This is a genomic window from Nonomuraea composti (assembly GCF_012034275.1).
Classification (GTDB): Bacteria; Actinomycetota; Actinomycetes; order Streptosporangiales; family Streptosporangiaceae; genus Nonomuraea; species Nonomuraea composti.
The window spans coordinates 424227-449146 of record NZ_JAATEP010000001.1; the positions used below are offsets into that span (position 1 = coordinate 424227).

The 24920-nt window shown below is 72.6% G+C and carries 24 protein-coding genes; 16 read left to right on the plus strand and 8 right to left on the minus strand.

Annotation, left to right across the window (positions count from 1 at the left end; genetic code table 11):
- Positions 1–38: 38 nt before the first annotated feature.
- Positions 39–614 carry a TetR/AcrR family transcriptional regulator gene (locus tag HCN51_RS01885; RefSeq protein ID WP_168006031.1) on the minus strand — a complete coding sequence of 192 codons (576 nt, stop codon included), beginning with the start codon at positions 612–614 and terminating at the stop codon, positions 39–41.
- An 85-nt stretch (positions 615–699) separates the two neighbouring features.
- Between HCN51_RS01885 and HCN51_RS01890 the strand changes: the two genes are divergently transcribed.
- The 6 genes from HCN51_RS01890 (at position 700) to HCN51_RS01915 (ending at position 9166) form a co-directional block, all read left to right on the plus strand.
- A complete protein-coding gene (locus HCN51_RS01890; protein WP_168006033.1) occupies positions 700–1968 on the plus strand; it encodes an MFS transporter in 1269 nt (422 codons plus the stop codon).
- A gap of 87 nt (positions 1969–2055) precedes the next feature.
- Positions 2056–3264: an acyl-CoA dehydrogenase family protein gene (locus HCN51_RS01895; protein ID WP_168006034.1), complete on the plus strand. Its 1209-nt coding sequence runs from the start codon at positions 2056–2058 to the stop codon at positions 3262–3264.
- 448 nt (positions 3265–3712) lie between these two features.
- Positions 3713–5230, plus strand: a complete 1518-nt coding sequence (gene lysA, locus HCN51_RS01900) for a diaminopimelate decarboxylase (protein ID WP_168006036.1) — start codon at positions 3713–3715, stop codon at positions 5228–5230.
- Positions 5220–6674, plus strand: coding sequence for a class I adenylate-forming enzyme family protein (locus HCN51_RS01905; protein ID WP_168006038.1), 1455 nt, complete (start codon positions 5220–5222; stop codon positions 6672–6674). The genes lysA and HCN51_RS01905 overlap by 11 nt, the downstream gene beginning before the upstream one ends.
- A 210-nt stretch (positions 6675–6884) precedes the next feature.
- Positions 6885–8033 carry a helix-turn-helix domain-containing protein gene (locus HCN51_RS01910; RefSeq protein ID WP_168006040.1) on the plus strand — a complete coding sequence of 383 codons (1149 nt, stop codon included), beginning with the start codon at positions 6885–6887 and terminating at the stop codon, positions 8031–8033.
- A 110-nt stretch (positions 8034–8143) separates the two neighbouring features.
- Complete coding sequence (locus HCN51_RS01915) at positions 8144–9166, plus strand: LacI family DNA-binding transcriptional regulator (RefSeq protein ID WP_168006042.1); 1023 nt, start codon at positions 8144–8146, stop codon at positions 9164–9166.
- A gap of 16 nt (positions 9167–9182) precedes the next feature.
- Here the strand turns inward: HCN51_RS01915 and HCN51_RS01920 are convergent, their stop codons facing one another.
- Entirely contained in the window at positions 9183–10223 is a 1041-nt protein-coding gene (locus tag HCN51_RS01920) for a PP2C family protein-serine/threonine phosphatase (RefSeq protein ID WP_168006044.1), read from the minus strand.
- Positions 10224–10474: 251 nt separating this feature from the next.
- Here HCN51_RS01920 and HCN51_RS01925 point away from each other — a divergent pair, with 251 nt between their 5' ends.
- The 6 genes from HCN51_RS01925 (at position 10475) to HCN51_RS01950 (ending at position 15902) form a co-directional block, all read left to right on the plus strand.
- Entirely contained in the window at positions 10475–11614 is a 1140-nt protein-coding gene (locus HCN51_RS01925) for a hypothetical protein (RefSeq protein ID WP_206066400.1), read from the plus strand.
- On the plus strand, positions 11611–13017 hold the full coding sequence (locus tag HCN51_RS01930; RefSeq protein WP_168006046.1) for a hypothetical protein: 1407 nt from the start codon (positions 11611–11613) through the stop codon (positions 13015–13017). The genes HCN51_RS01925 and HCN51_RS01930 overlap by 4 nt, the downstream gene beginning before the upstream one ends.
- Positions 13014–13406, plus strand: a complete 393-nt coding sequence (locus HCN51_RS01935) for a hypothetical protein (protein WP_168006048.1) — start codon at positions 13014–13016, stop codon at positions 13404–13406. Before HCN51_RS01930 ends, HCN51_RS01935 begins: the two co-directional genes overlap by 4 nt.
- A gap of 488 nt (positions 13407–13894) precedes the next feature.
- Entirely contained in the window at positions 13895–14836 is a 942-nt protein-coding gene (locus HCN51_RS01940; protein WP_168006050.1) for a TSUP family transporter, read from the plus strand.
- An 8-nt stretch (positions 14837–14844) separates the two neighbouring features.
- A complete protein-coding gene (locus tag HCN51_RS01945; RefSeq protein ID WP_168006052.1) occupies positions 14845–15327 on the plus strand; it encodes an RrF2 family transcriptional regulator in 483 nt (160 codons plus the stop codon).
- 20 nt (positions 15328–15347) lie between these two features.
- Positions 15348–15902 carry a hypothetical protein gene (locus HCN51_RS01950; protein ID WP_168006054.1) on the plus strand — a complete coding sequence of 185 codons (555 nt, stop codon included), beginning with the start codon at positions 15348–15350 and terminating at the stop codon, positions 15900–15902.
- A gap of 172 nt (positions 15903–16074) precedes the next feature.
- Here the strand turns inward: HCN51_RS01950 and HCN51_RS01955 are convergent, their stop codons facing one another.
- Together HCN51_RS01955 and HCN51_RS01960 are read right to left on the minus strand one after the other, a co-directional pair.
- Positions 16075–17121, minus strand: coding sequence for an endo-1,4-beta-xylanase (locus HCN51_RS01955; protein WP_168006056.1), 1047 nt, complete (start codon positions 17119–17121; stop codon positions 16075–16077).
- A 161-nt stretch (positions 17122–17282) separates the two neighbouring features.
- Entirely contained in the window at positions 17283–18284 is a 1002-nt protein-coding gene (locus HCN51_RS01960) for a hypothetical protein (protein WP_206066402.1), read from the minus strand.
- A 159-nt stretch (positions 18285–18443) separates the two neighbouring features.
- On the opposite strand from HCN51_RS01960, the gene HCN51_RS01965 reads away from it, so the two are divergent.
- Complete coding sequence (locus tag HCN51_RS01965) at positions 18444–19121, plus strand: hypothetical protein (RefSeq protein WP_168006060.1); 678 nt, start codon at positions 18444–18446, stop codon at positions 19119–19121.
- Here the strand turns inward: HCN51_RS01965 and HCN51_RS01970 are convergent.
- The 3 genes from HCN51_RS01970 to HCN51_RS01980 all read right to left on the minus strand — a co-directional run bounded on the left by HCN51_RS01970 (position 19078) and on the right by HCN51_RS01980 (position 21314).
- Complete coding sequence (locus HCN51_RS01970; protein ID WP_168006062.1) at positions 19078–19566, minus strand: DMT family transporter; 489 nt, start codon at positions 19564–19566, stop codon at positions 19078–19080. The two genes, HCN51_RS01965 and HCN51_RS01970, sit on opposite strands and share 44 nt — an antisense overlap.
- Before the next feature lie 3 nt (positions 19567–19569).
- Positions 19570–20037 (minus strand): DMT family transporter, encoded by a 468-nt coding sequence (locus HCN51_RS01975; RefSeq protein ID WP_206066403.1) that lies wholly within the window; start codon positions 20035–20037, stop codon positions 19570–19572.
- A gap of 113 nt (positions 20038–20150) precedes the next feature.
- Entirely contained in the window at positions 20151–21314 is a 1164-nt protein-coding gene (locus HCN51_RS01980) for a DUF418 domain-containing protein (RefSeq protein ID WP_346433497.1), read from the minus strand.
- 96 nt (positions 21315–21410) lie between these two features.
- Here HCN51_RS01980 and HCN51_RS01985 point away from each other — a divergent pair, with 96 nt between their 5' ends.
- Entirely contained in the window at positions 21411–21896 is a 486-nt protein-coding gene (locus tag HCN51_RS01985) for a nucleoside 2-deoxyribosyltransferase domain-containing protein (RefSeq protein ID WP_346433498.1), read from the plus strand.
- Positions 21897–21977: 81 nt separating this feature from the next.
- On the opposite strand, the gene HCN51_RS01990 is transcribed toward HCN51_RS01985, so the two are convergent.
- Positions 21978–22952, minus strand: a complete 975-nt coding sequence (locus HCN51_RS01990) for an aldo/keto reductase (RefSeq protein WP_168006068.1) — start codon at positions 22950–22952, stop codon at positions 21978–21980.
- Between the two features lie 112 nt (positions 22953–23064).
- On the opposite strand from HCN51_RS01990, the gene HCN51_RS01995 reads away from it, so the two are divergent.
- Complete coding sequence (locus HCN51_RS01995) at positions 23065–23643, plus strand: TetR/AcrR family transcriptional regulator (RefSeq protein ID WP_168006070.1); 579 nt, start codon at positions 23065–23067, stop codon at positions 23641–23643.
- Between the two features lie 58 nt (positions 23644–23701).
- Positions 23702–24898 (plus strand): MFS transporter, encoded by a 1197-nt coding sequence (locus tag HCN51_RS02000; protein ID WP_168006072.1) that lies wholly within the window; start codon positions 23702–23704, stop codon positions 24896–24898.
- Positions 24899–24920: the final 22 nt, after the last annotated feature.

Here is a 24920-nt window from a genome sequence, read left to right on the forward strand (position 1 = left end):
GGTCTCGCCTCACCACTCGTGGCGGCGAGGCGAGGAGGTCACTTGAGTGCCGTGGCGACGAAGGCGGCGATCTGGTCGCGCATGCCCTCGTGATCCTCGGCCGCGTCGCCCAGAATGATCCGCGCGAGCTGCGGCATCATGGAAGGCAGCAACGCCAGCCCCGTCAGCATGAACAACGTGCGCGCCGTGGCCACCGAAGGCTCCCGCTCCCCGCGCGCCGCCGCCAGCGACGCCGTCTTGCGCCCGCAGCGCTGCACCCGCGCCTCCTGCCCTTCCAGCAGCTCCTGCCCCCGGTAGTTGAGCGCCTCCCACATCAGCAGGCGTACCAGGTCGGGATGGCGGTGGTAGTAGTCGGTGAGCTTGGCCACGTAGTCGGCGGGGTCGGCGCCGGGCAGGGCGATCTGGGCGGTCAGGTCGTCGAGCGCCTCCGTGATGACCGCGTCGAACAGCTTCTCCTTGCTGCCGAAGTGCCCGTAGATGCGCTCCTTGTTGACGCCGGCCCGCTCGGCGATGCGATCGACGCGCGCGCCCGCCACGCCGTACGCGGCGAACTCCTCCCGCGCGGCCTCCAGCAGGGCGGCGCGGGTGGCGGCGGTCGAGACCTTGGGTGTCATGGCGACATCTTAGCCACCAACCAGTTGGTTGCAAACCAACTGTCTAGTTGACATCCAACCAGTTGGTTGGCTAGCGTCCGACGCCATGACACTCACTGTTTCCCCGACCCCCCGGCTCCGGCCGCCGACCCCCGCCACGGCCCCCTTCGCCAGCACGCTGACGGCGTTCACGCTCACCGCGATCCTGGTCAGCGGCCAGTTGTACGTCGTGATCCCCCTCCTGCACGACATGGCCACCGGCTGGGGCGCCTCGCCCGGCGGCCTGACGTGGCTGGTGACCGCGTTCGGCATCGGCTACGGCATCGGATTCCTGGCGTTCGGCCCGCTTTCCGACCGGTACGGCCGCCGCCGGTTGCTGATGATCGGACTGCCGCTGGCCGCGTTGACGACGGCGCTGGTCGCGTTGAGCCCGTCCCCTGAGGTGGCGATGGGGTTGCGGGCGGTCCAGGGCGTGGCGGTGGCGATGTTCCCGCCCGCCGGGATGGCGTACCTGGGGGAGCGGCTGGAGCCGCGCCGCCGCGTGGTCGCCATCGCGGCGGTGACCGGCGCGTTCCTCGCCTCCGCCGTGCTGCTGCAGGTCGCGGCCCAGCTCCTGGTGGACGTGATCGGCTGGCGCGGGCTGTTCGCGCTCTCGGCGGCCGGGTTCGTGCTCGCCGCGCTGGGCCTGCGCGCGGTCATGCTCCCCGACCCGCCCCGGGAAACCGCAGGCCCCGCCCGAGCGGGCGGCCTCGCGCAGGCGGGCGACTCCGCGCAGGCGGGCGGCGCCTCGCACCACAGCGCCGCCGGATCCCTGCTGTCGGCCTACCGGCCGCTGCCGGGCCTGCTGTTCCACCGGGTGCTGAGCCTGCGTTACCTGGCCACGGTCATGCTGATGGTGAGCTTCGTGGCCGTCTACACCGGCCTGCAGATCTACGGCGGCACCTCACCCGCCGAGCTGCTCGCGCTGCGCGCGGCGGGGCTGCCGTCGATCGTGCTGATGCCGCTCCTCATGCCCTGGCTGGCCAGGGTCCGCATGACGACCAGGGCGGTCGCGTTCCTGGCGGTCGCCGCGCTCACGCTCGCCGCCGTCGGTCTCACCGGCACCGCCGTGCTGGTGCTCCTGCTCGCCCTGTACGTCGCCGCCATCACCGGCGGCCTGCCCAGCATGAACGAGTCGATCTCCGCCGAGGCCGGCGGCGCCCGGGGCACGGCGCTGGCCCTGTTCTCGGCGGCCCTCGCGGTGGGCGGCAGCGTCGGCCCGCAGGTGGCCGCCGCGTTCGGCGGTTTCACCCCGCTGATGTACGGCCTCGCGACCGGCATGGCCCTGGCCGCCCTGCTCGTCCTGGTCTCCACCTGGACGGCAGGAAAGCGATAGCCCCCGCCGAAGGTTCGCGGATGGGCATTCCGGTGGCGGGCTACCGCCCGGTAAGGTGTTACCGCCGGTAACTTTGAGGGGGAGCGCATGGCGGGGTTCTGTCCGGAGCCGAGCGACGACGTCGTCCAGGTACGCGACTGGGTGCACACGTTCGCCCGCGACGTGATCCGCCCCGCGGGCGCCGAATGGGACGAACGCGAGCAGACCCCCTGGCCCGTCATCCAGGAAGCGGCCAAGATCGGGCTGTACTCGCTCGACTTCTTCGCCACCCAGTGGTTCGAAGAGAGCGGGCTGGCGCTGCCGGTGGCGTTCGAGGAGATCTTCTGGGGCGACGCCGGCATCGGCCTGTCGATCACCGGCACCGGCCTGGCCGCCGCCGCCCTGGCCGCCAACGGCACCCCCGAGCAAATGGGGGAGTGGCTGCCGCAGATGTTCGGCACGGAGAACGACGTCAAGCTGGGCGCGTTCTGCGCCTCCGAGCCTGACGCCGGCTCCGACGTCGGCGCCATCCGCACCCGCGCCGTCCCCGACGGCGACGACTGGGTGCTCAATGGCGTCAAGACCTGGGCCACGAACGGCGGCATCGCGAACGTCCACGTCGTCGTCGCCTCCGTCGACCCGGCGCTCGGCACCAGGGGCCAGGCGTCGTTCGTCATCCCGCCGGGCACGCCCGGCCTGTCGATGGGGCAGAAGTTCCGCAAGCACGGCATCCGCGCCTCGCACACGGCCGAGGTGGTCCTGGAGGACGTCCGGGTGCCCGGCTCGTGCCTGCTCGGCGGCAAGGAGAAGCTGGAGGCCCGGCTGGCGCGCGTACGCAAGGGAGAGCGCGCGGGGGAGCAGGCGGCGCTGCGCACCTTCGAGACCACCCGCCCGTCCGTGGCCGCCATGGCGGTGGGCATCGCCCGTGCCGCCTTCGAGTACGCCCGGGACTACGCCCGCGAACGCGAGCAGTTCGGCCGCAGGATCGGCGAGAACCAGGCCGTCGCCTTCCTGCTCGCCGACATGGCCACCCGCGTGGACGTCGCCCGCCTGCTCACCTGGCGGGCCGCGTGGATGGCCCGCACCGGCCGGCAGTTCGAGCAGGCGGAGGGCTCGATGTCGAAGCTGGTGGCGGGGGAGACGGCGGTGTGGGTGACGGAGCAGGCGATCCAGATCCTGGGCGGCGCCGGCTACACCAGGGAGCATCCGGTGGAGCGCTTCCACCGCGACGCCAAGATCTACACCATCTTCGAGGGCACCTCCGAGATCCAGCGGCTGATCATCGGCCGCGCGGTGACCGGCCTGCCCGTCCGCTGAGCGCCGCGCGCGGCCCGCTTACCCTTTGTCCTCCAGGATCCGGTTGAGTTTCTCCGTCAAGGGCGTGGAGAGTTTCTCCTGGACTCCGGGGAGGATGGCGAGGTCGTCCTGGGCTGTCGCCTCCGCGAGGGCTTGGCGTACTTCGTCACGAGTGAGTCGGGGGGAGTTGGGCATCTTGATCTCCTTGGTTCGCTTCTTATACGTTCTGTACCCTAATAATTACACACTGTAACCACATGCCGTTCCGCTGAGAACTGGCCTTACGCGATCTCACAACAAGGGCCCCCAAACCATCACCCTGCTTTATCGCACGATCACGATGACCCCGTCCGCGCGCCAGAAGGACACTGGATCCACGTGAATGTCGTGCCCCGCGCCAGGCTGCTCGCCGGCGGGAAGAAGGCGGGGCCGAATTCGCGGCGTTCCCCATGAAATGGAGCAATGCGCGATGCAGGAAATCCAAGGTTTGTCCTTCACCGATATCGCCGAGCAGTTCGGCACCCCGGCCTACGTCTATGACGCCGATGAGATCACGGCGACGTACCGGCGGTTGCGGGGTGCGTTCGACGAGCGGATCCAGCTGTTCTATTCGCTCAAGCCCAATCCCAACATCAGCGTCGTCGGCCTGCTGGGCAGTCTCGGCGCGGGGGCGGAGGTGTGCTCGCTGGGCGAGCTGCGCTCGGCGCTCGCGGCGGGCGTGCCGGCCGACCGGATCCTGATGACGGGGCCGGGCAAGAGCGTCGAGGAGCTCACGGAGCTGGTGACGCGGGACGTGCGGGCGATCATCTGCGAGTCGTTCGCCGAGCTGCGGACCATCGACGAGATCGCGGAGCGGCTCGGCAAGCGGCCGAAGGTGATGCTGCGGGTCAACCCGGCGCACGGTGTGGAGGGCGGCAGGCTGACGATGGCCGGGCGGCCCCGGCAGTTCGGGATCGACGAGGATCTCGTGCTGGAGGCCACCACGACCGTGGCGGACCATCCGCACCTCGACATCGTCGGCGTGCAGATCTACACCGGCACCAGGATCCTCGACGCCGAGGTGATCGTGGGCAACACCGAGCGGGCGCTCGACCTGGCCGCGAAGGTCGCCACGAAGCTGGGCATCCACGTCCGGATGGTGGATCTGGGCGGCGGGATCGGGCTGGCGTACTTCGAGGGCGAGAGCGACCCCGATGAGGAGGTGTTCGTGTCCGGCATCAACCGGGCGGCCAGGCGGTTCCTGGAGGCCCACCCGGACGCGATCATCGCGATGGAGCCCGGCCGCTACCTGGTCGGCACGGCCGGCGTGTGCGTGCTGCGCGTACGGTACGTCAAGGAGTCGCGCGGCCAGCGTTACGCCGTCACCGACGGCGGCTCGAACATGAACATGTCGGCCATCGGCCTGGGCACCTACGTCAAGCGGAACTTCCCGACGGTGCTGCTGTCGGACGAGCGTCCGCTGGACGGCAAGTGGTCGGTGACCGGGCCGCTGCTGACCCCCACCGACGTGCTGACCAAGCAGGCCGAGCTGCCGGAGCTGCGCCCCGGTGACCTGGTGGGCATCCTGCGGATGGGCGCGTACGGGCCGACCGCGTCCATCGCGTACATGAACGGGCAGGGCTACCCGGCGGAGATCCTGGTCGTGGACGGCGTGGCCCACCTCGTACGCGAGCGCGACACCCCCGACGACCTGCTGCGCAAGCAGCGGCTGGTGGACTTCGCCGAAGGCGGAGGCGGGGGTGGGGACGGGCGGGTGGACATCCGGCCGGCGATCGCCGACGTGCTGGGCCGCGAGGTGAGCGAGCTCGGCACCGACAGCCGGCTGCACGACGACCTGCACCTCGACTCGCTGTCGATGGTCGAGCTGGTGGCCAGGCTGGAGGACGAGTTCAAGATCGTGGTGGATCCGGAGGCGCTGACGCTCGCCCACTTCGCCACGGTCGACTCGCTCACCGCGTACGTCAGGAGCCGCCTGGATGAACAGTGAGCTGCTGCACGACCTGCTGGACGCCGCGCCCGCCGGCGCCGTCGCGATCGCCGAGCGCGGGCACCCGGTGCGGTACCGGGACGTCACGGAGGCCGGCACGCGCATCGCCGCCTGGCTGGGCGAGCAGGGCGTCGGCCCGGGCGACCGGGTGCTCCTGTCGCTGACCAGGGCGCGGGCGCTGGACACGCCGGCGTGGGTGTACGCGTGCTCGGTGGCGGGCGCGGTGTTCTGCGTGCTGCACGAGCAGGTGGCCGGGCCGGCGCTGGACTACGTGCTCGACGACGCCGCGCCGGCGCTGGTGGTCTCCGACAGCCGCAAGGTGCTCGGGCAGGCGGTCGCGCACGGGGTGCCGGCCGCCGGGCCCGACGCCGGGCCGGCCGGGGTCGCGCCGCACCGGTACGCCAGGGTCGGCGCGGACGCCCCCGCCTGCATGATCTACACCTCGGGCAGCACCTCCCGGCCCAAGGCGATCGTCTCCACGCACGCGCAGATGACGTTCGTGGCGCGGGCCATCCAGTCGCGGCTGCGGTACCGGCCGGGCGACGTCGTCTACACCACGCAGCCGTTCTCGTTCGACGTCGGCCTCTACCAGATCTTCCTCGCGGCGCTGGCCGGCGCGCAGGTGTGGCTGCCGGGGCAGCTCGGCGCGAGCCTGCGCATCGTCCCTGAGCTGCGGGAGTCGGGGGCGACCGTGCTGCCGACGGTGCCGGCCGTCGCGCAGGCGCTGGCCGTCGGCCTGGCCAAGAGCGCGGAGCCGGTGCCGGTGCCCCGCCTGCGGCTGCTCACCAACACCGGCGCGGCCATGCCCGCGGGGGTGCTCGCCGCGCTGCGGGCGCGGCTGCCGGGCCTGCGCGTCCAGCTGATGTACGGGCTGACGGAGTGCAAGCGGGTCTCCATCATGCCGGTGGACGGCGACCTCGAACGGCCGGGATCGTCCGGCCTGCCGCTGCCGGGCACGCAGGTCACGATCGTCGACGCCGCGGGCCGGCCACTGCCGCCGGGGGAGGTCGGCGAGATCGTGGTCAACGGCCCGCACGTGATGAGCGGCTACTGGAACCAGGAGGAACTGACCGCCGACCGGTTCCGGCCGTCCGGCCTGCGGACGGGGGACTTCGGCCACCTCGACCGCGACGGCTACCTGTACGTCGAGGGCCGCCGCGACGACGTCTACAAGCAGAGCGGCTTCCGCGTCAGCGCGACCGAGGTGGAGGCCGCCGCGCTGGAGCTGCCCGGCGTGCGCATGGCCGTCGTGCTGCCGCCGAGGGACGGCGACGAGAGCGCCGTGCTCGTCGTGGTCGGGGACACCGAGCCCGCACGCGTACGGGCGGGGCTCGCGCACCGGCTCGAACCGTTCAAGGTGCCCAAACGGTGCGTGGTCGTGGACGAACTGCCGCTCAACCAGAACGGGAAGGTCGACAAGAAAGCGCTTGCCGTCATCACCTGACCATTTCCGGTCGGTCATGTTTTCCTTTTTGCCGCAGGCTCCGAATTCGGGGTCTGCGGCTTTTTACATGGTGCGCACATCCGGCCGGGCGGCGCCGTACGTATAGGGTCTGGGAGTCGCGGAATCGCGCATGCCGTACCGGGGGAAGTCCACATGGGAAGCCTTTTTTCGCTTTGGCACCAGAAGGCGGAAAGCAACGCGCGCAGAGCGGTGGACACGTACGCCGCGCGCATACCCGAATATGCCAGGATCGCCGGCGACCGGGAAATCCGGTCCGAGCTGCTCGACTTCATGATTTTCCTGCGGCGGCGGGTCGCCGAGCTGTCCGCGCAGGATCGTCCGTTCACCTCCGACGACCTCGGCGTCATGGCCGAGATGGGCCGCCTGCGCGGCGCGGGCGGCCTCACGCTGCCCGCCCACCGTCACGCCCTGACGCTGCACACGTCGCTGACGCTGCGGGAGATCTCCGAGCTGAGCGGGCCGCACGACCTGGAGGAGATCAGGCGGCTGATCGCCTGGGTCACGACGCGGGGGGAGGCCGGCCAGCAGGTCTACACGCAGGCGTTCATGGACGCCCGCGACGCCGTCCTGCCGGTCGGGCTGCGCCTCGGGCAGCTCGCCGAGGCGCTGCTCGGCAACGACCCCGCCGCCGCCGACCACGCCGTCGGCCTGCGGCTGCCCCTGCATGACGGCTACCTGGTCACGGTCGTCAGGATCGGCGACCGGCAGCCCGTGCTCCCCGAGGAGGCGCAGGCCGAGATCGTGCGCGAGTTGCTGACGGCCGGGCAGGTGCCGATGTGCTTCACCGGGCCGGGCGAGTTCGTGGCGCTCATCCCGCAGCCCGACGTGGACGGGGCCGGCGTCGGGGCCAAGGCGCGGGCCCGGGCGGTGGCGCTGACCAGGCGGCTCGGCGAGCTGACCGGGCTCCAGTGCGCGGCCGGGGTGGCGGCCGGTCGGCGGGGGCGGCTGGCCGAGGCGTTCGACCAGGCGCGGCAGATCAGCCGGGTGGCACCCGTCCGCGCCGTCACGGACAGCACGGTCACCGACGCCGTCCACCAGCTCGCCGACGTGTTCGTCGAGTTCGGGGTCGCGGGCACGCCGCCGATTGACGAGTGGCTGAGCACGATCGCCGAGCGGCTCGCGAACGGGCCCGACCTGGTCGTCACGCTGGACGCGTACTACCGCAACGACCTGCACCGGATCCGGACCGCCGCCGCCCTGCACATCCATCCGCGCACGCTCGACTACCGCCTCCAGCGGGCGCGGCGGGTGACCGGCCTCGACCCGTCGTCGGTGCGGGGGATCAGGGTGCTGAGCGCGGTCGTGACGCGGGCGCTGTCGGGGGTGTGGCTCGACTGATCGGTGGAAAGGCGGGAAAACGGTTGCCGCGGCCGCTCGCGCCGTCCTGCCGCTGGAGCCGCCGGAGGTAGAGTGACCGAGGGTAAGGTGGCCGGAAATCAGGGGAAAGCATGCGGAAGCTGGCGCGTCACGCCACGATCACCGACGTCGCGGCGCTGGCCGGGGTGTCGGTGGGCACGGCCTCCAAGGCGCTCAACGGGCGCGGCTCCCTGCGCGAGGAGACCCGCACGCGCGTCAAGGAGGCCGCCAGGCAGCTCGGCTTCGAGGTCAACGCGGGGGCGCGCAGCCTGCACTCCGGCCGCACCTACACCGTGGGCATGATCACCACCGACACCATCGGCCGGTTCAGCATCCCCGTCCTCATGGGCGCCGAGGACGCGCTCGGCGCCGGCCAGATGTCGGTGTTCCTGTGCGACGGGCGCGACGACCCGATCAGGGAGCGGTACCACGTCAAGACGCTGCTCAGCCGGCGCGTCGACGGCATCATCGTCACCGGCCGGCGCACCGAGGCCCGCGCGCCCATCGCCCCCGCGCTGCCCGTGCCCGTCGTCTACGCCTTCATCAGCTCGACCGACCCCGACGACTGCTCCGTCGTGCCGGACGAGGAGGGCGGGGCGCGCAAGGCGGTGGAGCACCTGCTGGCCATCGGCCGCACCCGCGTGGCGCACGTGACCGGGCCCGAGCACCACCACTCCGCCCGCGTCCGCTCGGCCGCCACCGTCGCCCGGCTCGCCGAGGCGGGCCTCTCCTTGGCGGGGCCGCCGCTGTTCGGGGCGTGGAGCGAGGCGTGGGGGCGGCAGGCCGTCGGCATGCTGCTGGCCGGCGGCACCACGTTCGACGCCGTCTTCTGCGGCAGCGACCAGATCGCGCGCGGCGTCGCCGACGCGCTGCGCGCCGTGGGGCGGCGCGTGCCCGAGGAGGTGGCGCTGGTCGGCTACGACAACTGGGACGTGATGGCGCAGGCCAGCCAGCCGCCGCTGACCAGCGTGGACATGAACCTGGAAGGGCTCGGCAGGACGGCCGCCGAGATGCTGCTCGCCGCCATCAACGGCACCCCGTCGCCCGGCCGGCACGCCCGGCCCTGCCACCTGGTGGTCAGGGAGTCGACGACGGTCCCGCTGCTGCCGGCCTGACTGCTCTCGGGAAGGCTCATTCGGACGGGCGGTGCAGCAGGAGCATCGCCGCGTCGTCCAGGAGCGGGCCGCCGGTGTGCTGCACCAGATCCGCCCGCAACGCGTCGAGCCCGGCCTGCGGGTCGTCGCGGCGCAGCAGCCAGGCCCGCGCCTCCAGCGGGTAGAACTCCCCGCGCCCGTTGCGCGCCTCGATCACCCCGTCGGTGAAGAACAGGATGCGGTCACCGCTCCCGAACGGCACCCGGTGCGTCTTGACCGCCGCCGACTCCAGCGCCCCCAGCCCCAGCGGCAGGCCAGGGTCGGGCGGCTCGGCGGTGCTCAGCGTGCCGTCGGCCCGGATCAGCAGGGGCGCAGGGTGCCCGAAGTTCACCAGCGCCATCTCGGTCTCGTGGATCTCGGCGACGATCGCGGTCACGAACTGCTCCCCGCCCAGATGCCGGGCCAGGCTCGCCTCCAGCCGCTCGCCGATGTCGGCCGGATCGGCCTCGTCGTAGGCCGCCTCCCTGAACGCCCCCAGCACCCACGCCGCCGTCTCGACCGCCGCCAGGCCCTTGCCCTGCACGTCCCCGATCAGCAGCCGCACCCCGTGCGGGGTCGTGACGATCTCGTACAGGTCGCCGCCGATCTGCGCCTCCGCCGCCGCCGAGGTGTAGGACAGCGCCACCTGGAGGTCACCCGCCCGCCGGGGCACCGGGCGCAGCAGGACGCGCTGAGCCGCCTCCGCGACCTGGCGGACGCTGGCCAGCTCGCGCTCCCGCCGCAGGCGCAGGCGGCTGGCCAGCATGCTCGCCGCCGTCACGCCCACGATGCTGACGACCGTCAGGTTGTTCTCGAACGTGAACAGCAGGTCGTTGTAGACGGCCATCAGCACGCACAACGCCAGCCCCACCGCCCCCACCGCCGCCGTGCGGCGCACGCCGCCCGACACCGACGCGAAGGCCGGGCCGAGGGTGAGCAGCGGCAGGAAGACGAGGTTCTCGCCGGCCAGCAGGTCGGTCAGGACGACACCCAGCATGACGACGAAGGGCAGCCAACGCAGGATTCGCAGCGACCTCATCCGACCCCCGAGTGAACGTCTTCCGACGTACCAGCATCGCGCAGGAAACCCGTCGTTCTCAACCCGGGAGCCCGGGACATCCGGTATGCGCGATTACCTGAAATCCCGCCCAGGGTATATGGCGGATTATGCCGGGCCATCGGCTGAAACGTGTTCGCGCCGGTACGCACGGTGAAAGTAACGAGTTGTTTATCGGCACCTTCTCTAAGCTCAGGATGGATAGATTCGACGTGACGGAAAGGAGCCCGCAGGTGGCATTGGCCGACGCCGGCATACGGCGATTACTGGTGGATTCGGGGGAGCCCAGAGGCTGGGTGTCCCCCAGGACCGACCTGGTGACGGCGCTGCTCGGAGTGTGGTTCGGGGTCGGGCTGATGATCGACGCCTGGGCGCACACCAATCTGACGGCGCTGGAGACGTTCTTCACCCCGTGGCACGCGGTGTTCTACTCCGGGTTCGCCGCGGTCTCCGGCTGGATCCTGTGGCAGGTGTGGCGCAACGTACGCGCCGGAAGGCAAGGGCTGGCGGCGGTGCCGACGGGATATCTCGCCGGGCTGGTGGCGGTGCCGGCATTCGCCGCGTTCGGGTTCGCCGACATGATGTGGCACACCATTCTGGGCATCGAGACGAGCCTCGACATTCTTTTCAGCCCCTCACATCTGGGGCTCATCGTGACGATGCTCCTCATCATCACCACGCCGCTGCGCTCGGCGTGGAACGCCCCCGACGTCGGCACCCGGCCGACGCTCGGGCGCCTGCTGCCCGCCCTCATCGGGCTCGCGTTCGCCACCACGCTCGTGTCCCTCTTCCTGTCGTACGGCGACGCCATGCAGTACCGCGCCGCGCGCATCGTCGAGGCGTTCTCCTCCGTGGAGGACCCCGGCGCCGACCGGCTCGCGCTCGCCATGGTCGTCACCAACGTCGTCCTGCTCAGCCCCGTGCTGCTGCTGGTGCGCCGCTGGGCGCTGCCGTTCGGGTCGGTGACCGTCATGTACACGATCGCCGTGCTCATGCCGGGCGCGCAGACGGAGTTCCAGAACGTGTCCGTGCTGCTGTCGTTCGTGGCCGCCGGGCTCGCCAGTGATCTGCTGATCCGGTGGCTGCGGCCGTCCGGGCAGCGGCGCGGCGCCTACTGGGCCTTCGCCGGGCTGTCGGCGTTCGCCACGTGGACGCTGTACATCGTGATCGCGTCGATCGCGGGCGGCGGGCTGCCCGCCGTGCCCGAGCTGTGGACGGGGGCACCGATCATCGCGGGGCTCATCGGGCTCGCGCTCGGCGCGCTGTTCCTGCCCAACGCGGCCGCCGCCGCCCCTGGTCCGTCCGGCGAGGCGTCCGTGGCGGCTCGCGAAGAGAAGGTCGCGCCCGGCGTGGGCGACGCCGAGCGCGCATGATCGTACGAGCCCTGTGCCTCGCCGCCGTCCTCGTGCTGGCGCTGGCCGGCCCCGCCGGGGCGCACAACGTCACGGCGGGGGCGGACCTGCGGATCGCGCAGACGATCGGCGGGGCCGAGGTCACGGTGGTGGTCAAGGGGACGACCCGGGTGCCGGGGCCGCTGCGGGTCGGCGTCATCGCCTACCAGCCGGTCTCGGGCATGCCCGTCGCCCTGGAGGTCCGTTCCGTCGAGGACGGCCGCACCGTGACGGGCACCGCCCAGGCGGCGGCCGACCCTGCCTACGCCCAGCTCCAAGTGGAACGGACGGGGCCGCACGAGCTGAAACTCAGCGCCGGGGGCGAGAGCGCCGTGATCCCGTTCCGCGTGCTCGTCGAGCGCGGCGGGACGGGCGACTTCCTCATCTACGGCGGCCTGTTCGTGGCCGCGCTGCTGCTGGTCGGCGGCCTGCTCACCGGCGCCACGGCCCGGCCCGGCAGGGCGATGGCGCTGGCGGCCGGGGCCGCGGCCGGGGTGACCGTCGCTGCCATGGTCGTCGTGTTCGAGCCGCAACTGCCCCCGCCCGCGCCCGACGGCGCCGCCCCCACCATCGCCCCCACCGCAGGAGCCCTCGCGGCGGGCGGGCGGCCGTACGCGCAGGCCCGGGTGGAGACCGTGCCCGCGCGGCCGGAGGCGGGCGCGGAGTTCACGCTGCGCCTCGACCTCATCGACGGCTCCACCGGACGGCCCGTCGACGACCTCACCGTGCACCACGAGGCGCTCGCCCACGTGGTCGTCACCAGCGCGGACGGCCGCTACTTCCGGCACGTCCACCCCCTGCGCACCGCGCCCGGCCGCCTGGAGGTCCGCCTGCGCGCCGACCGCCCGGGCCGCTACCTGGCCCATACCGAGCTGGAACGGGAGGACTCGGGCGGCCAGCTCCTCACGACCGGGTTCGAGGTCGGGGGAGAGGCCCCGGCCGTCGCGAAGACCGGCACGGGCGATCCGGCCGGCGCGTCGGGTGGGGCGGGCGATCCGGCTGGTGAGGCGTCCGGTGGGGCGGGCGATCCGGCTGGTGAGGCGTCCGGTGGGGCGGGTGATCCGGCTGGGGTGGCGGGCGGGAGCGGGGTGCCGCGCCTGCGGCCCGGCGTGCCCGTCGCGGGCCGGCCCGCCACGATCGAGCTGGACACTCCCGCCGGGGTACGGCCGTGGCTCGGCATGACCGGGCACCTGCTCGTACGCAACCAGGACGGCGACTTCCTCGGCCACGTGCACGAGATGGGCACCCCCGGCGCCCGGCTGCGCTTCACCTTCAGCTTCCCCGCGCCCGGCCGCTACCTCGCCTGGATCCAGTACGCCACCGCCGACCGCATCGTGACCACCCCCTTCACCGTGGACGTGACGGCATCGGAGGTCAGGCGATGAGAATGAAAGCGGTCCTGGCGGCCGGGGTGCTCGTGGTGGCCGGGGCGGTCGTGTTCGTGGTCGGCAGGAGCGCCTCGGCCGACCCCATCAACGTCACCACCACCGGCACCCATTACGCCGCCACCGTCCTGATCGAGGACCCGCACCCGGGGCGGGTCGCCGTCCAGGTCGAGGTGGGCAAGGGCGACGCCGACAGCGTCGCCCTGTCCGCGGTGATGGCCGACATGGGGCACTCCACCCCCGAGGTCACGGCCACGGAGCGGCAACCTGGCCGCTTCGTGGCCGAGGGCGAGCTGTTCTCGATGAGCGGCGTCTGGGAGCTGTCGATCCGCCTCGACGGGCCGGCTGGCGAGGAACAACTCGCCGTCAAGGCCCTGATCACCGACTAGCACCGGTACGTTGGCGCGGCCGTGCGCGGCCTCCGCGCTTTTTGGCCTCCGCGCCTTGCGGCGTCAGGCCGCGCACCGCTCCGCATGCCGCGCCGCGGGTGCGCACAGGGCGCAGGGAGCCGAGCCCCATGTGCGCCGATGCAGGCAGCGTGCTGCACCCAGCCAGCCTGCTGCCCGCATCGCCGCATCGCCGCATCGCCGGATCGGCCGCGTCAGCGCGTCGGTCGCGTTGGCCGTGTCGGTGCGTCAGGCGGCGTCGATGTGCCGTGCCGCACCGTGCCGCACCGTGCCGCGCCGGTGTGCTCCCACGGGGGCCGCCGTGGCGGGCTGCGCTGACGCGTCCGGCGCCCCGTCCCCCGCCGCACCGGTGGGCGCGAGCAGTGGGCGGTCGTCACCGTTCCGTGTCCTGGACGAGGGTTGACAGTGCGCAGGACGCGGTTGATGATTATTCCTACTTGTATAGTAGGAATGATAGGGAAGGGGAGATCGTGCGAGCTCTCATCCTGCTCGGGCTGGTCGGTCTCGCAGCCCAGCTGGTGGACGGCAGCCTCGGCATGGCCTATGGCGTCACGTCGACCACGCTGCTGCTGGCCATCGGCACCAACGCGGCGGCTGCCTCCGCCACCGTCCATCTCGCCGAGATCGGCACCACGCTCGCCTCGGGCATCTCCCACTGGCGTTTCGGGAACGTCGACTGGAAGGTCGTCGCGAAGATCGGCCTGCCGGGCGCGGTCGGCGCGTTCGCGGGGGCGACGTTCCTGTCGAGCCTGTCCACCGAGGTCGCCGCCCCGGTCATGTCGCTCATCCTGCTCGCCCTCGGCGTCTACATCCTGATCCGCTTCACCGCGTTCGGCCTGCCGCGCGGGAACCTGGGCAAGCCGCTGCGCCGGCGGTTCCTGGCGCCGCTGGGGCTGCTGGCCGGGTTCGTGGACGCCACCGGCGGTGGCGGCTGGGGGCCGGTGGGCACGCCCGCCATCCTGGCCAGCGGCCGGCTGGCCCCGCGCAAGGTGATCGGCTCGATCGACGCCAGCGAGTTCCTCGTCGCGATCGCCGCCAGCGTCGGCTTCTTCGTCGGCATCGGCTCCGAGAACATCAACTTCGCCTGGGTCGCCGTCCTGCTGCTCGGCGGTGTGATCGCCGCGCCGATCGCCGCCTGGCTCGTCCGGCACATCCCGCCGCGCATCCTCGGCTCGGCCGTCGGCGGCGTGATCGTCCTGACGAACGTGCGCACGCTGCTGCGCAGCGACTGGATCGACGCCTCCAGCGGCGTCCAGACGGTGGCGTACATCGTCATCGCCGTCATCTGGGCCGCCGCGATCGCCTACTCGGTGCGCGAGTACCGCCGCGACAAGGCCAACGAGTCGGTCGAGGCGGTGGAGAGCGAGCTGAGCCGGCGTACGCCGACGGAGGAGGAGACGGCCTCCGCCTGAGCCGGCCCATGAGAATCTCCGCCCGTACGCAATACGCCCTGGGCGCCATGCTCGCCCTGGCCGTCGCCGACAGCCCGGTGCACGCTGAGAAGATCGCCGTCACGCAGGACATCCCTCGTCGCTTCTGCGACAACATCCTGCTCCAGCTGCGCCGGGCCGGCCTCATCCGCAGTCAGCGCGGCCCCGACGGCGGTTACTGGCTGGCCCGGCCGCCCGGGGAGATCGCGCTCGCCGACGTCATCCGCGTCACGGAAGGGGCCGAGCAGGCCCTGCGCCCGTTCTCCCCGGCCGCCGCCCCGCTCGCCGAGATCTGGGACCGGCTGCGCAGCCAGGAGGACGCGCTGCTCAGCGAGATCACCCTGGCGGACGTCATCGCCTCCCGAGACCGACACCTCGACCTCGACCGCGACCGGGATCGCGAGCGAGAGCGAGACCGCTCATCCGGGAACGGGCGGGACGTCCCGAGCGATGCCGGCCGCGGAATGTCGTAGGCGGGTGGCAAGCTGGGGCGGTGGCTTTCGGGGTACGCGAGTTCGAGCTGGCGCTGATGCACCGCATGCGCGACGTCAACGCGCAGAAGGTGGAGGAGGCGCTCGGCCGCGCCGGCGCCTCGCGCGCCGAGCTGCGCGAGGCGCACGCCCACTGGACGAGGCTGGCGCACGCCCCGAGGGCACCCAAGGGGGCCGCGGCGCTGCGGATGGCGCTCGGCCCGCCGCCGTTTCGAGGGCGCAGGCCCGCCGGGAGCCTCACCTGTGAGGTCCTGCGCTGGCCGCTGCCGTCCTGGCCGGGCCTGGAGTACGAGGCGCTGGTCGGCCCCGGCGGCGAGCTGTGGAACCAGTGGTTCGTCCGGCCCTCCGGCCCCGTCACGCTGAGCTTCGCCGGCCTGGTGCCCTGGGCCTGCGTGGTGGCCGACGTCGCGGCGAGCTTCCCCGGCGCCGTGCAGATCGACGGGCCCGCGCCGCACCACTGGACGATCGACCTCCCCCACGGCGGGCGCACGCATCGCGCCCGCTTCGTCTACGGCCTCTTCCAGCGCCTCGACCGGGCGCCGTCCATGCCTGACTGAGCAGGGGCCGGGCGCCGTCCGGGCCTGGCTGAGCGACGGACGATGGGCCCAGGTCCTCACGCGGGTGTGTGGATCGTGAGGACCTGGGCGGCGGCCGGGCGCCGTCGGCGGAAGGCGCCCGGCCTTTCGGGAACGCCGCGTCAGCCTGCTTTCCCGAGCTTCAAGGCCGGGGTCATCGGGGGCGCTTGACCGTCAGCAGCGCCTGGTAGGCGGGCTTGGGCGCCAGGTTCTCGTCGAGCAGGCACGCCGCGCCCTCCCCCTCGAACCAGCCGGGCACCCACGAGTGCCGGTCGGTGAAGCCCCAGACGGTCATCTCGCGGCACGCCTTGACGCTGAGGCAGTCGGTCAGGGCCCGGCTGTAGTACGTGGCCTGGGTGGCCAGCTTCTCCGGGGTCACCGGCAGCACCATCCGCACGTCCAGCTCGGTGATCGCGACCTCCAGGCCGAGGTCGGCGAAGCGGCGCATGACGTTCGCCCAGTCGGCCGGGTAGTCGTACTGGATGCCGAGGTGGCCCTGGAAGCCGATGCCGTGGATCGGCACGCCCCGCGCCTGGAGGTCCTTGACGATCGACAGCGTGGTCTCGATCTTGGGGGCGTTCCATTCGAGGTTGTAGTCGTTGATGAAGAGCTTGGCGTGCGGGTCGGCGCGGTGCGCCCAGCGGAAGGCGTCGGCGATGTAGCCGGGGCCGAGGTGCTTGAGCCAGATGCTCTGGCGCATCGTGCCGTCCTCTTCCACGACCTCGTTGACCACGTCCCAGGCCCGGATCTTGCCCTTGTAGCGGCGCACCTGCGTGGTGATGTGGTCGCGCAGGATGGCGCGCAGCTCGGTGGCGTCGATGGAGCCGTCCTCGACGCCCGTGGTGAGCCAGGCGGGGAGCTGGTTGTGCCAGACGAGGGTGTGGCCGCGGACCTGCTGGTGGTTGCGGCGCGCGCTCTCGACCAGGGCGTCGGCGTCGTCCCAGGTGTACACGCCGCGCTGCGGCTCCACCGACTCCCACTTCATCGCGTTCTCGGCGGTGACCTGGTTGAACTCGCGGTTGAGCACCTTGCGGTAGTCGGCCTCGTCGCGCAGCACGGCGACGTCCACCGCGGAGCCGATGTTGATGCCGTTCTGCTGGGCGAGCTGGCGCAGGTCGCGGGGCGGGCGCGGGTGGGCGGAAGCGGCGGCGGGGAGCGGGGCGGCGAGGACGAGCGCGAGGGCGATGATCAATGGCTTCACCGAATGACCTCCGGCGCGGTGGGGGTGGCTGGGGGCGACGACACGGGCTCCGAAAGTTTCGGAATTGTGTCGATAGTTTCACCGATTGCCGGAACCGTAAGCGTTCGCGGACGCCACGTCAACACCCGCCGCCCCGCGTCAAGGACGCGCGGGCCCCTCGCTCAGGCCGCGTGGGCGCGCAGGCCCGCCTTCCGCCACACCTTGAACAGGCGCCTGGCCGAGCCGCCCACCGGGCCGACCGCCTCGTAGAGGACCTTGCGGGAGACCGGCCGGGCCGTCTGGACGGCGGTGACCGCGTCGTCTGCCGAGGTGATCGTGCTGGAGCAGACGCTCAGCAGGTAGTCCGGGATCCGCAGGGCCGGATCCGTGCAGCCCACCAGCGGCACGCCGACGGCGGCGACGACGGGGAACACCGTCCCGGGGATGCCGATCGCGACCTCGGCGCGGGCCGACGCCTGGACCGAAGGGACGGTGCTGATCTCGTACCGCTCCCAGAGCGAGCGGTCCTCGCGCGGGTGCAGGCCCACCAGGATGTGCTTACCTGCCGCCGCGAGCCGCTCGGCCGCGGCGAGCAGCAGCTCGGTGCCCGGCGCCGAGCCGCCGCTCTCGCTGGACCTGGTGACGCTGGTCAGCACCAGGACGGTGCCCGCCTCGGGCGCGTGCCGGGGCAGGTCGTCGGTCTGCGGCGTGCCCACCACCTCGATGGGACGCCGGGTGCCGAGGTAGTCGTCGAACACCGCGGCCTCCGCCGGCGACGACGCCGTGACGGCCCGCAGCCGCCCCCTGAACTCCTTGGCCCTCGGCGCCTCCACCGGCAGCTGGTACGCCAGCGAGCTCGCCACCAGCGGCACCCGGCGCAGCCGCGCCGCGCAGTCGGCCGGCCAGTCGCCGGCGCCGGTCACCACGAGCAGGTCGGCCTCGCCCACCTCGCCGGGCAGCACGACCGGCACCGGGTCGCCGGGCTTGATCCCCGACCGGTCGGGCACGAGCTGCGCCAGGTCCCATCCCAGCCGGCGCGCCTCGGGCAGCAGCGGGGCCGCGTGGTAGGTGCCCCACGGCTCGTTCGTGGCGATCAGGACGCGCGGGGCGGGCCTGATCATGGCCCGGGCGGAGGTGCCGCCCAGCACGGTGAGCCCGGCCCCTGCGAGGGCGCCAGTGAGCAAGGAACGTCGGGAAACAGCGTTAAAAGTCATGAAATGGCAATTTATGGGGTGGTTTGGGCGGGATTGTGAACGTGGATGGTCCGCCAGGCGAACGAGGAAGCCGGGACGGGATTGAACGGATCACCACCCGCCGTACGTGATGAGGGCATGGTGTCACGCATGCTCGCCCTCCTCGCCCTCGCCGCCGCGCTCCTCGTCGGGCTGCCCACGGCCGCCCACGCCTGCAGCTGCGCGGACCTGACGCCCGCGCTCGCCGTGCGGGAGGCGGACGCCGTCTTCACCGGCACCGTGACGAACGTACGCGAGGAGGACAGACCGGGCCGGCCCCGCGTCTACACGTTCCTGGCCGACCAGGTTTACAAGGGGACGCCGGCCGCCAGGATCACGCTCACGAGCAACGCCGACAGCGCCTCCTGCGGGTACCCGTTCCAGCGGGACGGGCGTTACCTCGTGTTCGCGGCCGTCAGCTCCAGCGGGCCCGCGGTCGAAGGGGTCGAGCTGTCGTCCGGCATGTGCTCGGGGAACGTGCCGGTCGACCGGGGCACGGGGCCGCTGCGGCCCGGCGACGAGCGCAAGGCCGGGCACGAGAGCCTGGCCGGGCCCGTGGACGCCGAGTTCGTCCAGGCGCTCGGCACGCCTCAGCCGCCGGCGGCGGCCGTGGAGACCGGCACCGCTGGGCCGCTGCGGGCGGATGGCGACGCGGTCGCGGAGCGGGGCGCCGCAGGTGCCGGCGACGTCTGGGGGTGGGCCGCCGGCGGCGCGGGCGTCGTGCTCCTGGTGGGCGCGCTCACCGCTATGGCGCTGCGCCGCCGGGGCTCTGCGGCGGGTCGTCGCTGAGCCGGCCCTCGGCCTCCCTGCGCCGGCGGCGCGCCGTCAGGAGCGGCAGGCCGAGCCCCAGCAGGACGAGCGCCACCCCGGCGAGCCGGACGAGCGAGGGCAGCCTCCCCTGCTGGACGCAGTCGATCACCACGGCCGACAGCACCTGCCCGCTGATCACCAGCACGGACGCGCTCATCGCGCCCAGCCTCGGGAACACGTGACTGTTCACGGCCACGAACAGCGCCCCGAACACCCCGCCCGCGTACGCCGCGACCGGCACGTCCGTGAGGTCCGGCCACGTACGCAGGACGAGCAGCACCGCGCTCAGGAAGACGAAACCCACCACGTGGTTCCACACCGAGGCCCTGAACGCGCCCGCCCGGGTGCTGAGCTGGCCGTTGATGGTCCGGCTGGCACCGATGAGCACGCCGTTGAGCAGCGCCAGCACGATGAAGAAGAGCACGGGTCACGCTCCGCCGAGCACGATGAGCACGCTGCCCGCGAGCACGCACCCGGCGACCGCCAGGTCCATGGCCGTGACGCGGCGCCTGGGGGTGTGCAGCAGGCCCAGCCGGTCGGCGGCGGTGCCGAACACCACCTGGCCGGTGAGCATCAGCGCGATGGTCCCGGCCAGGGCCAGCTCGCTGTTGACGGCCACGGCCGACAGGACGACGACGAGCGCGCCGGGGATGCCGCCCAGGTAGTACCAGCGCGGCGTCCTGTTCGGGCTGTCGGTTCCTGTTCGCGGCGGCGGTCTGCGCCGGCCGATCGCCAGCACGAGGAGCAGCGCGACCACGGCGCCGATGGCGTGCGCGGCCCAGGAGGCGTAGAGGGCGTCGGTGTGGCGGGCGAGCACGGCGTTGGTCTGGGTCATCAGCGTGAGCAGCACGCCGCCCGCGATCGCCAGCAGCCAGTCGAGCGCGCGGCCGGTCACCGCGCGCGCTCCTGCGCGGCGGCCCCGCCGCCCGGTTCGGTCCCATCGAGTTCCATGTCGGTGCATTGAAACACGTTCGCGTGACCGGCGCGGACCCGGGGTGCGAGAGACGGCTACCTTTGGGCGGGGGCTCGCGTTCTGAACGGCGCCTGGTACGCCCACTGCCAGGCGAGTTCGAGCGGCCCGCGCTCGAACCGGCGCAGCCACAGCGACGCCAGCACCATGAACAGCAGGCAGATCCCGGCCCAGGCCACCGGCACCCACCAGGGCCGCAGCCCGTCGAGCCGGCCGGCCAGCCCGAGGCCCCAGCCGTAGCAGAGCACGCTCGCGGCCACGTTCTGGAACACGTAGCAGGACAGCGCCGTGCGCCCGACGGCGGTGAGCCCGCGCCGCAGCACGCCGGGCTCGCCCCGCAGGCCGAGCACGATCGAGGCGATCAGCGCCAGCAGGCCCAGCGCGACCAGCGGCGCCACGAGGTAGCGGTCCACCATGAACCAGGCGGGGCCGGCGAAGGAGGTGATCAGGTTCAGCGGCACGCCGGCGCCGAGCCCGGCGGCCATCAGCCGGGAGCGCAGCCGCGCGCCCCGCTCCTCGAAGAGCCCGGCCCGCATCAGGCGGGCGCCGAGCAGGAACAGCACGATGCCCAGTGGCACGATGAAGACCAGCTCCGCGCGGAACAGCACCAGGTTGTCCAGCCGGAGCCGCACCTGGTCCAGCCAGCCGCCCGGGTACGCGACCGCCGCCGCCCCACCGCCCGGCGACCCCGCCCCACCGCCCGGCGATCCCGTCCCGCCGCTCGGCGATGCCGTCAGCAGGGCCAGGGTGAGCAGGCCCACCATGGCCACGTGCAGGGTGCCCGCCGCGACCATCCAGGCCGTGACGACGCGCCGGCTGCGGCCGATCAGGTATGCGACGATCATCGAGGTGAGCGCGTACCCCATCAGCACGTCGAACTCGAAGATCAGGACGAAGTGCACCGCACCCTCCGCCAGCAGCAGCGCCGCCCGCCACAGGTAGCGGCCCGGCCACCGCGCGCCCTTGCGCGCCGCGCTGCGGTACTGCAGCTCCAGCCCCACCCCGAACAGCAGCGTGAGCAGGCCGAGGAACTTGCCGTTCGACAGGAACCGCAGGAACGTCTCCGCCACCCCCGGCTCCCCGCCGAAGCTCAGGATGCCGAGCGGGCCGGCCGGGTCGGTGAAGATCCAGATGTTCGTGCCGAGCGTGCCGAGGATGGCCACGCCGCGCAGCACGTCGAGGGCGTCGATGCGTCTGTCCACGCTTCCCACTGTGCTGGCGCGCGGACCGGCATTGATCGTCCAGGAGAGCGAGATCGGCCGTACATCGATGGATGTACGCAGGCGCGAGGAGCCGGTGTGAAGACGTACTACGAAGCGCCCGACCCCTACGAGCCCGCGCCCGGCGACCCGCCCGCGGTGTTCCTGGCCGGCGGGATCACGGGGGTGGCCGACTGGCAGCGGGAGGCGGCGCGCGCGCTCGGACGGGCCGGCGCGATCGTGCTCAACCCGCGCCGGCGCGACTTCCCGATCGGGGATCCCGGGCAGACGCCGGTGCAGATCGCCTGGGAGCATCGCCACCTGCATCTGCCCGGGGTGCTGACCCTGTTCTGGTTCCCGGCGGGCGGCAGCACGCAGCCGATCGCGCTGCTGGAGCTGGGGGCGGCGCTGGACAATCCGGCGCGGGGGATCGTGGTGGGGGCGGACCCGGGGTATCCGCGGGTGGCGGACGTGCACTGGCAGACGCGCCTGGCCCGGCCGGGCGAGGTCGTACGCGCCACCCTTCCCGACACCCTGGCCGCCGCCCTCGCCCGCCTATCCAGACAGGGGAGTGGGACGCCCTGAGCGGGCACGTAGGGGCGGGCGGCTCGGTGCCGGCCGGTGTCCTCGTGGTCGCCGGACGGCCGCCGCCCGCCCCCGAGGGCGTCACGCCTGGACGCCGGCCTCCTTGGCGGCACGGTCGATGGCGGCCAGCTCGTCGTCGGTGAAGTCGAGCCGGTCCACGGCCGCCACGTTCGCCTCCAGCTGCTCGGGGCTGGAGGCGCCCACGAGCACGGAGGTGATGCGCGGGTCGCGCAGCGCCCACGCGAGCGCGAGCTGCGCCACGGTCTGGCCCCGCGAGCTCGCCAGCTCCGACAGCGCCCGGACGAACGCCAGCACCTCGGGCGTCACCCGGTCAGGCGTCAGGAACCGGCCTTCGGCCGCCCTCGAGTCGGCCGGGATGCCGTTCAGGTACCGGTCGGTGAGCAGGCCCTGGGCGAGCGGCGAGTACACCACGCACCCGATGCCCTCCTCCTCCAGCACGCCCAGCAGCGCGTCCTCGATGCGCCGGTTCAGCATCGAGTACGGCGGCTGGTGCACCAGCAGCGGGGTGCCGAGCGAGCGCAGCAGGCGGGCGGCCTGGGCGGTGCGTTCGGGGGAGAAGTTGGAGACGCCGACGTAGAGGGTGCGGCCGGTGCGGACCATGTGGTCCAGCGTGGCGACCTGCTCCTCCAGCGGCGTCTCCTCGCCGTCGCGGTGCAGGTAGAAGATGTCGACGTAGTCGAGGCCGAGCCGGGCCAGCGAGCGGTCGAGGGTGGCCAGCAGGTGCTTGCGGGAGCCGCCGTAGCCGTACGGGCCGTCCCACATGGGGTTGTAGCCCTTGGTGGTGACCACGACCTCGTCGCGCAGCGACTTGGGGAACAGGCGGCCGAAGGCCGACTCGGCGGCGCCGACGGGCGGGCCGTAGCGGTCGGCGATGTCGAAGTGGGTGATGCCGAGGTCGAAGGCCTTGTGCAGGATCGCGCGCTGGCTCTCGAGTGGCTTGCCCTCGCCGAAGTTGTGCCACAGGCCGAGCGACACGGCGGGGAGGAGGAGTCCGCTGCGGCCGCACCTTCTGTACGGCTGGCGTTCGTAGTCCAAGGAAGACCTTCCGCAAAGATCGCGATGAAACGTTTTACGACCCTTAGTCAATCATCTTCTCCGCCTCTCGTTCTTTACTGAGCTGTACAGAATGGGCTAGCCTCCTTGTCCCATGGGAAGGCCACGCGAGTTCAGGGACGAGGCGGCCGTCGAGGCGGCCATGCAGGTGTTTTGGGAGAAGGGCTACGAGGCCGCCACCACCCAGGACCTGTGCGAGCGCACCGGCCTCGGCCGCGGCAGCCTCTACAACGCCTTCGGCAGCAAGCACGCCCTGTACGAGCAGGCGCTGCGCCACTACGCCGCCACCAAGGCCGAGGCGCAGCTGCGCATGCTGGACGAGCCCGGCCCCGTCAAGGACCGCCTGCGCGACCTCATGCTGGGCGTCATCGACGCCGACATGGCCGACCCGGGCCGCCGCGGCTGCCTGGCGCTGAACGCCGCCGGCGAGGCCAGCGGCCGCACCGGCGCCGTCGCCGGCCTGGTGCGGCGGCAGTTCGACGACCTGGAGCAGGCCATCCACCGGCTGGTGCTGGTCGGCCAGGCGTCGGGCGAGCTGTCGTCCGAACGGCCGGCGCTCCAGGTGACGCGGGCCTTCCAGAGCGCCTATTACGGGCTGCGCGTGCTCGCCAAGGTCACCGACGACCGCGCCGCGCTCCTCGACGTCGTCGAGGGGGCCATCGCGGCCCTGTAGACACCCCCCAGTAAGTGGAACGTTTTTGCCGCCCCATTTCTGTACCCATCTGTAAAGAATGGAATTGATCGTGTCCTCGGTCTCCAAGGCCACCGTGCCGTCCCTGATGCTGTGCGTCTTCGGCATCACGACCGGCGAGTTCGTCATCGCCGGCATCCTCCCCGACGTCGCCCGCGACCTGGCCGTCTCCATCCCCGCCGCCGGCCTGCTCGTCACCGCGTACGCCATCGGCATGATCGTCGGCGGCCCCGTGCTGACCGCGCTGACCGCCCGCTACCCGCGCAAACCCCTCATCATGACCCTGCTCGCCATCACGATCGCGGGCAACCTCGCCTCCGCGCTCGCCCCCGCCTACCCCGTGCTCTTCGCGGCCCGCGTCGTCACCGCCCTGGTGACCTCCACGTTCTTCGCCAACGCCATCGTCATCGCCGTCTCCACCGCCGGCCCGGGCAGGCAGGCGTCCACGGTCTCCAAGCTCGTCTTCGGCATGAACCTGGCCATGATCCTCGGCGCCCCCATCGGCACGTTCCTCGGCTCCGGGTACGGCTGGCGGGCCCCGTTCCTCGCCATCGCCGCCTGCTGCGCGGTCGGCCTCCTGCTCGTGACCCGGCTCGTGCCGGACGTCCGCGACGCCACCCCCGCCACCTCCGCCGTCGCCGAGCTGCGCGTCTTCCGCCGCGGCGACGTGCTGCTCGCGATCGCGGTGACCGCCGTCGCGAACGCCGGGCTGCTCATGGTGTTCACCTTCTTCGCCTCCCTCGTCACCGAGATCAGCGGGTTCGCCGCCGGCGCGGTCGCCGTGCTGCTCCTGGTGTACGGCGTCGGCGCGACGGCCGGCAACTTCGCCGGCGGCCGCCTCTCGGACCGGGCCCCGATGGCCGCCCAGCTCGGCCTGCTGGCGGCGCTCGCGGCGGCGCTGGTCGCCATGTGGGCGCTCAGCGGCACCATGGCGGCCACCGCCGTCATGGTGTTCGTGATCGGCGCGCTCGGCTTCTCGGTGATCCCCGGCATGCAGGCGCGCGTCCTCGCCACCGCTGCCGGGGCGCCCACCCTGGCCATGGCCGTGAACGCCTCCGCCTACCAGCTCGCCGCCGCCTTCGCCGCCTGGCTGGGCGGGCGGGTCATCGACGGCGGCCTCGGGCTGCGCTCCCTCTACCTGGTGGGGGCGGCGGTCACGGTGGCGGGCATCGGCGTGAGCGCGTACGCCTGGCTCCGCGACCGCTCCCGCACCCCGGAGCCGGCCACCCAGCCCTGACCCGGCCCGGCTCCGGCTCGGC

What these genes read in the sequence shown, in the direction of transcription:
- HCN51_RS01885 (WP_168006031.1), bottom strand. Translation starts at nt 614, where the DNA reads ATGACACCCAAGGTCTCGACCGCCGCCACCCGCGCCGCCCTGCTGGAG.
- HCN51_RS01890 (WP_168006033.1), top strand. Translation starts at nt 700, where the DNA reads ATGACACTCACTGTTTCCCCGACCCCCCGGCTCCGGCCGCCGACCCCC.
- HCN51_RS01895 (WP_168006034.1), top strand. Translation starts at nt 2,056, where the DNA reads ATGGCGGGGTTCTGTCCGGAGCCGAGCGACGACGTCGTCCAGGTACGC.
- lysA (WP_168006036.1), top strand. Translation starts at nt 3,713, where the DNA reads ATGCAGGAAATCCAAGGTTTGTCCTTCACCGATATCGCCGAGCAGTTC.
- HCN51_RS01905 (WP_168006038.1), top strand. Translation starts at nt 5,220, where the DNA reads ATGAACAGTGAGCTGCTGCACGACCTGCTGGACGCCGCGCCCGCCGGC.
- HCN51_RS01915 (WP_168006042.1), top strand. Translation starts at nt 8,144, where the DNA reads ATGCGGAAGCTGGCGCGTCACGCCACGATCACCGACGTCGCGGCGCTG.
- HCN51_RS01920 (WP_168006044.1), bottom strand. Translation starts at nt 10,223, where the DNA reads ATGAGGTCGCTGCGAATCCTGCGTTGGCTGCCCTTCGTCGTCATGCTG.
- HCN51_RS01930 (WP_168006046.1), top strand. Translation starts at nt 11,611, where the DNA reads ATGATCGTACGAGCCCTGTGCCTCGCCGCCGTCCTCGTGCTGGCGCTG.
- HCN51_RS01935 (WP_168006048.1), top strand. Translation starts at nt 13,014, where the DNA reads ATGAGAATGAAAGCGGTCCTGGCGGCCGGGGTGCTCGTGGTGGCCGGG.
- HCN51_RS01945 (WP_168006052.1), top strand. Translation starts at nt 14,845, where the DNA reads ATGAGAATCTCCGCCCGTACGCAATACGCCCTGGGCGCCATGCTCGCC.
- HCN51_RS01965 (WP_168006060.1), top strand. Translation starts at nt 18,444, where the DNA reads ATGCTCGCCCTCCTCGCCCTCGCCGCCGCGCTCCTCGTCGGGCTGCCC.
- HCN51_RS01995 (WP_168006070.1), top strand. Translation starts at nt 23,065, where the DNA reads ATGGGAAGGCCACGCGAGTTCAGGGACGAGGCGGCCGTCGAGGCGGCC.
- HCN51_RS02000 (WP_168006072.1), top strand. Translation starts at nt 23,702, where the DNA reads ATGGAATTGATCGTGTCCTCGGTCTCCAAGGCCACCGTGCCGTCCCTG.